This is a genomic window from Streptomyces olivochromogenes (assembly GCF_021538895.1).
Classification (GTDB): Bacteria; Actinomycetota; Actinomycetes; order Streptomycetales; family Streptomycetaceae; genus Streptomyces; species Streptomyces olivochromogenes_A.
Map to the genome: position 1 here is coordinate 142,142 of NZ_JADDRL010000007.1, position 9,317 is coordinate 151,458.

Genomic DNA, 9,317 nt, shown 5'->3' on the forward strand with positions numbered 1-9,317 from the left:
GGTCGGGAGCGGTCACCCCGTGCTCACCCCGCCGTCGCCCTCCTGCGCCGCGCGGGTCTGCGGAGCCCGTTCCTGGGCCGGGGTGTGCCGGTGCTCCAGCGCCTCCAGCCGGTCGGCCTCCAGCAGTCGGTGCACCGCGTTCGTCAGCGTCGTCATGTCGACCACGCCCGCGTACTCCCCGCCCGGCCCGGTCACCGCCGCCCGCCCCGAGCTGTCCGTGAGCACGGCCTCCAGCGCGTCCCGCAGCGTCGCGTCCCCGGGCACGGTGTCCCGCACCAGCGCGCCCGCGCGGGCCGGCGAGCCCCCGGCCCGCAGCAGGTCGCCCCGCCGCAGCCACTTGTAGGGGCGGCGGTGCCGGTCGAGCACCAGGATCTCGCGCGGGCCACTGGTCCGCAGCTTGTCGAAGATCTCCTGCAGCGGGGTGTCCACGGTCACCGTCGGACAGTCGGTGAGCTTCACGTCCCGTACGCGGGTGAGGTTGAGCCGCTTCAGCGCGGCCCCGGCGCCGACGAACCCGGACACGAAGTCGTCGGCGGGCTGGGTGAGGATCGCCTCCGGGGTGTCGAACTGGGCGATGTGCGAGCGCTCGCGCAGCACGGCGATACGGTCGCCCAGCTTGATCGCCTCGTCGAAGTCGTGCGTGACGAACACGATCGTCTTGTGCAGCTCGCCCTGGAGCCGCAGCAGTTCGTCCTGCAGACGGTCACGGGTGACCGGGTCGACCGCGCCGAACGGCTCGTCCATCAGCAGCACCGGCGGATCGGCCGCCAGCGCCCGGGCCACGCCCACCCGCTGCTGCTGTCCGCCGGAGAGCTGGCGCGGATAGCGGTCGTGGAACTCGCCGGGGTCGAGCCCCACGAGGTGGAGCATCTCCTCCACCCGGCGCGCGATCCGCCCCTTCGGCCAGCCGGCCGTCCGCGGTACGAGCGCGATGTTCTGCGCGACCGTCATGTGCGGGAACAGCCCGGACGACTGGATCGCGTAGCCGATCCTGCGGCGCAGCCGCACCGGGTCGATGCCGGTGACGTCCTCGCCGCCGATCCGGATGCGGCCGCCGGTCGGCTCGATCAGCCGGTTGATCATCTTGAGCGTCGTGGACTTCCCGCACCCCGAGGGCCCGACGAGCACGACCGTCTCGCCCGCCCGGATCGCCATGCTGACGCCGTCGACGGAGGGGCCCGGGCTGCCCGGGTAGCGCTTGGTCAGGTTGTCCAGCTCGATCGTGGCGCCGTGCGAGCCGCTGCCGCTGCCGCTGCCCTTGCCCGCGCCGATGCCCGCGCCGCCGGCGCCGCGGGGCTCAGGCACGGATTCCCCCGGAGATCGTCAGCCGCCCGATCAGCACGTACACGGCGTCGAACAGCAGCGCCAGGACGATGATCCCGAGCGTGCCCGAGAGCACCTGGTTGAGCGCGTTCGCGCTGCCCAGCGAGGCGATCCCGCGGAAGATCTCGTTGCCCAGACCGGGCCCGGACGCGTACGCGGCGACCGCGGCGATGCCCATCAGCATCTGCGTGGAGACCCGGATGCCGGTCAGGATGGGCGGCCAGGCCAGCGGCAGTTCGACGCGCGCCAGCCGCATCGGCCGGGACATCCCGATGCCGCGCGCCGCGTCCACCAGCGCCGGATCGACGCCGCGCAGCCCGACGATCGCGTTCCGTACGACCGGCAGCAGCCCGTACAGCGTCAGCGCGATCACCGTCGGCGGCACGCCGAGCCCCACGAGCGGAATGAGCAGGCCGATCAGGGCGAGCGAGGGAATGGTCAGGAAGGTCGAGGTGGTCGTGGTCGCGAGGGTGCCCGCCCACTCGTGGCCGTAGGTGAGGACACCGATCAGCACGCCCAGCACGGTCGCCACGACCATGCACTGGAAGACGACGCTCGCGTGCTGGAAGGCGTCCGTGAGCAACTGCCGGTGCCGATCGACCAGGTACTCCCAGAAGCTCACGCGCCCTCACCCCAGGTCGGCCGGGTCGGTCAGGTCCTCTCCCGGTCCTCCGCCGCCTGTTCCACCAGCGGGATGATCCGCAGCGGAACGGGGTTCTCCATGACGATCGCCGTGGAGGCCCGGACGATGCCATCAAAACCGACAACCCGGTCGATCACACGCTGGAGATCGGCGTTCGAGCGGGCCACCAGACGGCACAGCATGTCCCCGGTGCCGGTGGTGGTGTGCAGCTCCAGGACCTCCGGTACGGTCGCCAAATGCGCCCGGACGTCGGGACCTTGCCCCTGCCGGATCTGCAGCGTGGCGAAGGCCGTGACCGGGTAGCCGAGGGCCGCCGGGTCCACCTGCGGCCCGAAGCCGCGGATGACTCCGTTCGACTGAAGCCGGTCGAGCCGCGCCTGCACGGTCCCCCGGGCCACCCCCAGCCGCCGCGACATCTCCAGGACCCCGATGCGCGGCTCCTGGGCCAGCAGCACGATGATGCGTCCGTCCAGATGATCGATCGCCACGACGCCTCCCGGATGGTCATCCTGTACAGATAGGCCGCCGCCTCGGCCGTGCCGCTGAACACATTGTCCAGCGAAGACGCAAACTATTGCCCACCTTGCAGAGCGGGGCCACCCTTCGGCTATGACGCAGCAGACCACAGACCTCTCTCCCGCCACGACCGCCCGGCAGGCCGACCCCTTCCCGGTCAAGGGAATGGACGCGGTCGTCTTCGCCGTGGGCAACGCCAAGCAGGCGGCGCACTACTACTCCACCGCCTTCGGCATGAAGCTGGTCGCCTACTGTGGACCGGAGAACGGCACCCGCGAGACCGCGAGCTACGTCCTGGAGAACGGCTCCGCCCGCTTCGTGTTCACCTCGGTGATCAAGGCCACCACCGCCTGGGGCGAGTTCCTCGCCCGGCACGTGGCCGAGCACGGCGACGGCGTCATCGACCTGGCGATCGAGGTGCCGGACGCGCGCGCCGCGTACGCCTACGCGATCGAGCACGGCGCCCGCTCGGTGACCGAGCCGTACGAGGTGAAGGACGAGCACGGCACCGTCGTCCTCGCCGCCATCGCCACCTACGGCGAGACCCGCCACACCCTCGTCGACCGCTCCGGCTACGACGGCCCCTACCTCCCCGGTTTCGTCGCCGCGAAGCCGATGGTCGAGCCGCCGGCCCAGCGCACCTTCCAGGCCATCGACCACTGCGTGGGCAACGTCGAGCTCGGCCGGATGAACGAGTGGGTCGGCTTCTACAACAAGGTCATGGGCTTCACGAACATGAAGGAGTTCGTGGGCGACGACATCGCGACCGAGTACAGCGCGCTGATGTCGAAGGTCGTCGCCGACGGCACGCTCAAGGTCAAGTTCCCGATCAACGAGCCCGCCATCGCCAAGAAGAAGTCCCAGATCGACGAGTACCTGGAGTTCTACGGCGGCGCCGGCGTCCAGCACATCGCGCTGAACACGAACGACATCGTCCGCACGGTCCGCACCATGCGTGCGGCCGGCGTCCAGTTCCTCGACACCCCGGACTCCTACTACGACACCCTCGGCGAGTGGGTCGGCGACACCCGGGTGCCGATCGAGACGCTGCGCGAGCTGAAGATCCTCGCCGACCGCGACGAGGACGGCTACCTGCTCCAGATCTTCACCAAGCCGGTCCAGGACCGTCCGACCGTCTTCTTCGAGATCATCGAGCGGCACGGCTCCATGGGCTTCGGCAAGGGCAACTTCAAGGCCCTGTTCGAGGCGATCGAGCGCGAGCAGGAGCGACGCGGCAACCTGTGAGCTCGTAGCAGTCCTGCGGGTGCCACGGAGGGGCACCCGCAGGACGGGGGAACACCCCGCGCCCACCGATCACGATCGCCGGTCGACGGTCACATGACGTCCGGCGGCATCCCGTCCTCACCCGGCTCTCCGAGCTCCCGCAACAGCTCCCGGGCCGAGGCCGCCCGCGACGGCGAGAAGTACGGATTGATCCGCAGCGCCTGCTGAAGATGCCGCCGCGCGGACCCGTCCAGATCCAGCTCCCGCTCGATCACCCCGCGGTGATACGCGTACAGCGCGCTGAGCACCCCGCCCCCGTGCGCCTTGTCCGTCGCGATCACCGCGAACTTCAGCGCCTGAGTGTCGTCCCCCGCCCGGTGCAGCGCCCACCCCAGCGCGTCGGCCACCTCGATACCGGGCTGCCACTCGTACTCGTCCCGCAGCCGCTCCACCGCGTCCGCCGGATCCTCGTGGTCCGCCTCCAACTGGCCGAGCAGCAGCTCGTCGTCGACACCGGCCGCCGTGTCCCGCGCGGCCCGCACCCGCACCAGTTCGTACTGGGCGCGCGCCTCCTGCCCCATGCCCAGCGACTCGTACAACTCGCCCAGCTCCAGCGTGTACTGCGGGCTCGGCCGCTTGGCCAGAGCCGCCTGGTAGGCCTTCAGCGCGTCCCCGCTCCGGCCCAGCGCCGCCAGCGCCCGCCCCTGCCCGGCCAGCGCGGCCGACTGCTCCGGGTCGAGCCGTACGGCGGCCTCGAAGTGCCGCAGCGCGTCCTCCCGGTCCCCGCGCTCCCAGGCCAGCTGCCCGGACCGCTCCAGATAGCCCGCCTGCTCGGCGGGCGTGCGCGCGATCGCCGCCGCGTCCGACAGCTGGGCCGACGCGTCCTCGCGCCAGCCGCGGTCCCGGTAGACGGCGGCGGCCTGCGCCATCACGGCCGGCCGCCCGGCGCCTCCCGGCTTCAGTGCCATCAGCTTGTCCAGCGTCTTGCGGGTCGCCTCGTAGTCGCCGAGCCCGTTGTACGCCTCGATCAGCGGCGGATACGACGTCCACCGCTTCGGCGCCGCCCTCAGCGCCTGCTCGCCCCAGTCCTTGGCCGCCGCGAAGTCCCGCCGGGCGTTCTCCAGCGCCGCCAGCCCGTCCAGGGCCTCGGCGTTCTTCTCGCCCTTCACCCGCAGCGAGCTGCGCAGCGCCCGCTCGGCCTTCGGGTAGTTCGTGACGTCGGCGGTCAGCCGTCCCTGCTCCACATAGGCCGTCCCCAGCACGGCCCAGGCCATCGCGTCCGCCGGATGCGTCCGCAGACGGGCCTCGCGGTCCCCGATCGTGGCCGCGAGGGCGGACAGCGCGGCCGGCACCCCGGCGGTCACCGCCGTCAGCGCCCGCGGCGGTCCGGGCGCGGGCGCCGGCGCGGGCGGCCTGTGCGCGGGCGGCTTCCCGGGGAGCAGCATCAGCACCCCGCCGACCAGGGCACCGGCGCCGGCGACGGCGGCCGAGGCGAGCACCACGCGCCGCAGCAGACGGGAGCGCCGCGGCCGCGCCCGCTCCGTCACCAGGGAGGTACCCGGCTGGGACTGTTGGTTCTCCATGGCGCTCACTGTGCGCCAAGGCGGCGAGCTCATCCCGTCAGCCGAAGGCGGGGGCCGACGGGGTTCACACCGATGGCCCCGGGTGCGACGCTGTGATCATGAGCCGTATCGAAGCGCGTCGCGATGAAGACACTGCGGTGACCGGCGACCTCGTCGCCCGGCTGCGGGCCGGCCTGCCCGCCGAGGCGGTCGTCACCGACCCCGACGTCACGGTCTCGTACGCCAACGACATGGCGAGCTTCTGCCCGGCCGGCGCCCCGGCCGTGGTCGTCCTGCCGCGCACGGTCGAAGAGGTCCAGCACGTCATGCGCACGGCGAACGAGCTACGCGTCCCGGTCGTCCCGCAAGGAGCCCGCACCGGTCTGTCCGGCGGGGCCAACACGGCCGAGGGCTGCATCGCGCTGTCCCTCACCAAGATGGACCGCATCCTGGAGATCAGCCCGGTCGACCGGATCGCGGTGGTCGAGCCCGGCGTCGTCAACGCCACCCTCTCGCGCGCCGTCGAGGAGCACGGCCTGTGCTACCCGCCGGACCCCTCCAGCTGGGAGATGTGCACGATCGGCGGCAACATCGGGACGGCCTCGGGCGGGCTGTGCTGCGTGAAGTACGGGGTGACGGCCGAGTACGTGCTCGGTCTGGACGTCGTCCTGGCCGACGGCCGGCTGATGTCCACCGGGCGCCGTACGGCGAAGGGCGTCGCGGGCTACGACCTGACCCGCCTGTTCGTCGGTTCCGAGGGCTCGCTCGGCATCGTCGTGCGGGCCGTCCTGGCGCTGAAGCCGAAGCCGCCGCAACAGCTGGTGCTCGCCGCCGAGTTCCCCTCCGCGGCCGCCGCCTGCGACGCCGTGTGCCGGATCATGGCCGGCGGCCATGTGCCGTCGCTCCTGGAACTCATGGACCGTACGACGGTCAAGGCGGTCAACGACTTCGCCCACATGGGCCTGCCGGAGTCCACCGAGGCGCTGCTGCTGGCCGCCTTCGACACGCCCGACCCGGCCCCGGACCTCGCCGCCGTGGGCGCGCTGTGCGAGGCCGCCGGCGCCACCCAGGTGGTACCGGCCGACGATGCCGCCGAGTCCGAGCTGCTGCTGCAGGCGCGGCGGCTGTCGCTGACCGCCCTGGAGGCGGTCAAGGGCACGACGATGATCGACGACGTGTGCGTGCCCCGGTCCCGGCTCGGCGAGATGCTCGAAGGCGTCGAGCGGATCGCCGAGAAGTACCGGCTCACCATCGGCGTCTGCGCGCACGCGGGCGACGGCAACACGCACCCCACCGTCTGCTTCGACGCCCAGGACGCCGAGGAGTCGCGGCGGGCCCGCGAGTCCTTCGACGAGATCATGGCCCTCGGCCTGGAACTCGGCGGCACCATCACCGGCGAACACGGCGTCGGCGTCCTGAAGAAGGAGTGGCTGGCGCGGGAGATCGGCCCGGTGGGGGTGGAGATGCAGCGGGCGGTGAAACAGGTCTTCGACCCGCTGGGCATCCTGAACCCGGGCAAGCTGTTCTGACTCCGGCTCTGACGCCGGCTCTGAATCCGGCTCTGTTGCCCGTCGCCTCACTGGGCGAGCAGCTGGTCGAGCACGTGATCCATTCCCAGCTGCTCGCCCTCCGTCCCCGGGGGCACCGCCCGCAGCGTCCGCTCCAGCCAGGCGGACACCTGGGCGGTGGGCGCCTCCAGGAGGGCGTCGCCGTCGGGTGAGCTGAGCGCCATCAGGACGACGCTGCGGCCGTCCACCTTCGTCGGCCACACCCGTACGTCCCCCTGCCCGCACGGCCGGAACACCCCCTCCACGAGGAGCTCGCGGGCGAACGTCCAGTGCACGGGGTGCTCGGAGTTGATGTGGAAGGTGACGTGGACGGCGTACGGGTCGTCGGTGCGGTAGCTCAGCCGGGCCGGGACCGGGACGCTGCGCTCCGGCGACAGGACGAGCCGCAGTTCGAGCTCGCGCTCCACCACTTTGTAGTCCATGGCGTGGGTTTCCTCTCTCGGTCGGGTGTACGGGTCCCGTGGGCGGGCCCGTACGAGTGAGAGGGGGTGGGAGCGCGGGCATTACGCGGAATCGGAGAACTTTTTTCCGAGCCGGTTTCCGAACCTGTCGGACCTGTGAAGCAGGTGTACGGCGTTGCCCGGAAAGGAGTGGGTACGGCGGGACTGGCGCTGGGGGAGGTGCGGGTCTGATAGATGTGGAGGCCCCCAGACGACCCCCGAGCAGATACGGGACGACGGACATGAGCGCCCCAACCCCGGCCCCCGGCGAAGACAGACCCCGCGAAGGGTATTACCCGGACCCGTCCATTCCTGGATATGTCCGGTACTGGAACGGCGCGGCCTGGGTGCCGGGCACGAGCCGGCCGGCGCCGACGGACGGCGAACCGCTCGCCCCGCCGCCCGGCAGGCGGCCGGCGGCTCCCGTCGTGGAGGAGACGGGCCCGCACTTCTTCGACGAGGACCCGCAGCCCGCGTCCCCGGGACAGCAACCGGCCTCGGCCTGGGCGGCCGACCGGTCCCAGCAGGCCGGGTTCGGCGGCGAGCAGGATCGCCGGGTCTCCTGGGGCGCCGACCCGAGGATCCCCGCGGACCTGCCGTCCCACCCGGACGGCCACGCCCATCGCACGGACGGCACGGCGACGATCCCGCCGGCCGATCCGACCGACGTCCCCTCCGACGGCACGTTCGTGTTCCGCCGCCCCGTCCCGGGCGCCGGCTCCGGTGCCGCGGGCGTCCCCGGCCAGGGGGCGGCGGGAGCGGCCGGCGGGCCGGTGCAGGGGCCCGTCGGGGTGGGTGCGCCGGGAACCGCGGCCGGTACCGGGGGTGTTGGCGGAGCGGGCTCGGGCGGCGGCGGTGCCGCGGGCAACGCCGGTCGGCCCGGCTTCGGAGCGGGGAAGGCGGCGGCCGCCCGCGCCGCGGCGGCCCAGGCGCAGCCCGAGGCCCAGGCGGCGCCGGGGCAGGCACAGCCCGGGATGCCGGGGCAGGTGGCGGGGGGAGTCCCGCAGGCCGGGCAGCCCTCCGGTGCCGCGTCGCCCATGTCGCCCGCCGCGCCGTCCGTGCCCCAGCAGTCGGCGACGGCGCCTCCCCTGCAGTCAGGGGCCGGTGCCCCGATGCAGGCCGGTGCCGGGGCTCCCGCGCAGGCCGGTTCGGCCACGCCCGTGACCTCCGGTTCCGGTGGCGGGCAGTCGTCCTGGGCCCAGCAGGTGCACCGGCTCGCGGGCGCGGGCGACGAGCAGCCCGTGGCCCCGTGGAAGCCGCCGGTGGAGGACCCGTTCCAGGCGATGGCACGGCGGCAGGCGGCGGCGCGGCCCGCGGGCCTCGGCAAGCGACTGCTCGCCCGGCTCATCGACACCCTGGTCGTCGGCGGGGTGACCGCGGCGGCGGCCCTGCCGTTCGCCGGCCGGACGATCGACCACGTCCAGGAGAAGATCGACGCGGCCAAGCTCTCCGGCCGCACCGTCACCGTCTGGCTGCTCGACGGCACGACGGGCGCGTACCTCGGCATCGTCCTCGCCGTCCTCCTCGTCACCGGCCTCCTGTACGAGGTGCTGCCCACCGCAAAGTGGGGCCGCACCCTGGGCAAGAAGCTGTGCGGTGTGGCGGTGCGGGACATCGAGGGTCATGAGCCGCCGACCTTCGGCCTGTCCCTGCGCCGCTGGTTCGTGTACACCGTCCCCGGCCTGCTCGGCATCGGGGTCGTCGGCATCCTCTGGTGCCTGTTCGACCGCCCCTGGCACCAGTGCTGGCACGACAAGGCGGCGCACACCTTCGTCGCCGACTGAGTCCCGTCCCCCGTACGGATGCCCGTGGGATGCGGAGCCGGAGGGTTCGCGGTCCACTCGGGCCATGAGTACCGAACCGCCCCCCGGCTCCGGAGAGCAGCCCCCGGAAGACGACCCGTTCATCAAACGGCCCCCGTCGGGCCAGGGTTCGGGTTCGCCGTACGACACCCCGCCCGGCGGCGGTACTCCGCCCGGCGGCCAGGGCGGCGAACCCCCGCCCTGGGGCGGTCCGGGCGGCCGGCCGCCGCCCCCGGGCG

At 72.9% G+C, this 9,317-nt stretch carries 8 protein-coding genes and 1 pseudogene; 4 read left to right on the forward strand and 5 right to left on the reverse strand.

All coding sequences use genetic code 11. The features are described from left to right. Positions 1–12: 12 nt before the first annotated feature. Genes IPZ69_RS05675 through IPZ69_RS05685 form a run of 3 tightly spaced genes read right to left on the reverse strand, consistent with a single transcriptional unit; the run spans position 13 to position 2,454 of the window. Positions 13–1,272, reverse strand: a complete 1,260-nt coding sequence (locus IPZ69_RS05675; RefSeq protein ID WP_235452840.1) for an ATP-binding cassette domain-containing protein — start codon at positions 1,270–1,272, stop codon at positions 13–15. 25 nt (positions 1,273–1,297) lie between these two features. Then, complete coding sequence (locus IPZ69_RS05680) at positions 1,298–1,945, reverse strand: ABC transporter permease (protein WP_235452803.1); 648 nt, start codon at positions 1,943–1,945, stop codon at positions 1,298–1,300. Between the two features lie 29 nt (positions 1,946–1,974). Continuing rightward, positions 1,975–2,454, reverse strand: a complete 480-nt coding sequence (locus IPZ69_RS05685; protein WP_235452807.1) for an Lrp/AsnC family transcriptional regulator — start codon at positions 2,452–2,454, stop codon at positions 1,975–1,977. Positions 2,455–2,575: 121 nt separating this feature from the next. Here IPZ69_RS05685 and hppD point away from each other — a divergent pair, with 121 nt between their 5' ends. Further along, a complete protein-coding gene (hppD, locus tag IPZ69_RS05690; RefSeq protein WP_235452810.1) occupies positions 2,576–3,727 on the forward strand; it encodes a 4-hydroxyphenylpyruvate dioxygenase in 1,152 nt (383 codons plus the stop codon). An 89-nt stretch (positions 3,728–3,816) separates the two neighbouring features. Here the strand turns inward: hppD and IPZ69_RS05695 are convergent, their stop codons facing one another. Continuing rightward, positions 3,817–5,289, reverse strand: a complete 1,473-nt coding sequence (locus IPZ69_RS05695; protein ID WP_235452812.1) for a tetratricopeptide repeat protein — start codon at positions 5,287–5,289, stop codon at positions 3,817–3,819. Positions 5,290–5,381: 92 nt separating this feature from the next. Between IPZ69_RS05695 and IPZ69_RS05700 the strand changes: the two genes are divergently transcribed. Continuing rightward, positions 5,382–6,797, forward strand: coding sequence for an FAD-binding oxidoreductase (locus tag IPZ69_RS05700; protein ID WP_235452815.1), 1,416 nt, complete (start codon positions 5,382–5,384; stop codon positions 6,795–6,797). A 47-nt stretch (positions 6,798–6,844) separates the two neighbouring features. On the opposite strand, the gene IPZ69_RS05705 is transcribed toward IPZ69_RS05700, so the two are convergent. Beyond that, positions 6,845–7,258 (reverse strand): SsgA family sporulation/cell division regulator, encoded by a 414-nt coding sequence (locus IPZ69_RS05705; protein WP_235452817.1) that lies wholly within the window; start codon positions 7,256–7,258, stop codon positions 6,845–6,847. Positions 7,259–7,518: 260 nt separating this feature from the next. On the opposite strand from IPZ69_RS05705, the gene IPZ69_RS05710 reads away from it, so the two are divergent. Further along, entirely contained in the window at positions 7,519–9,060 is a 1,542-nt protein-coding gene (locus tag IPZ69_RS05710; protein WP_235452820.1) for an RDD family protein, read from the forward strand. Positions 9,061–9,124: 64 nt separating this feature from the next. Continuing rightward, positions 9,125–9,317 (forward strand): annotated as a pseudogene (locus IPZ69_RS05715) (RDD family protein); the annotation flags it as partial.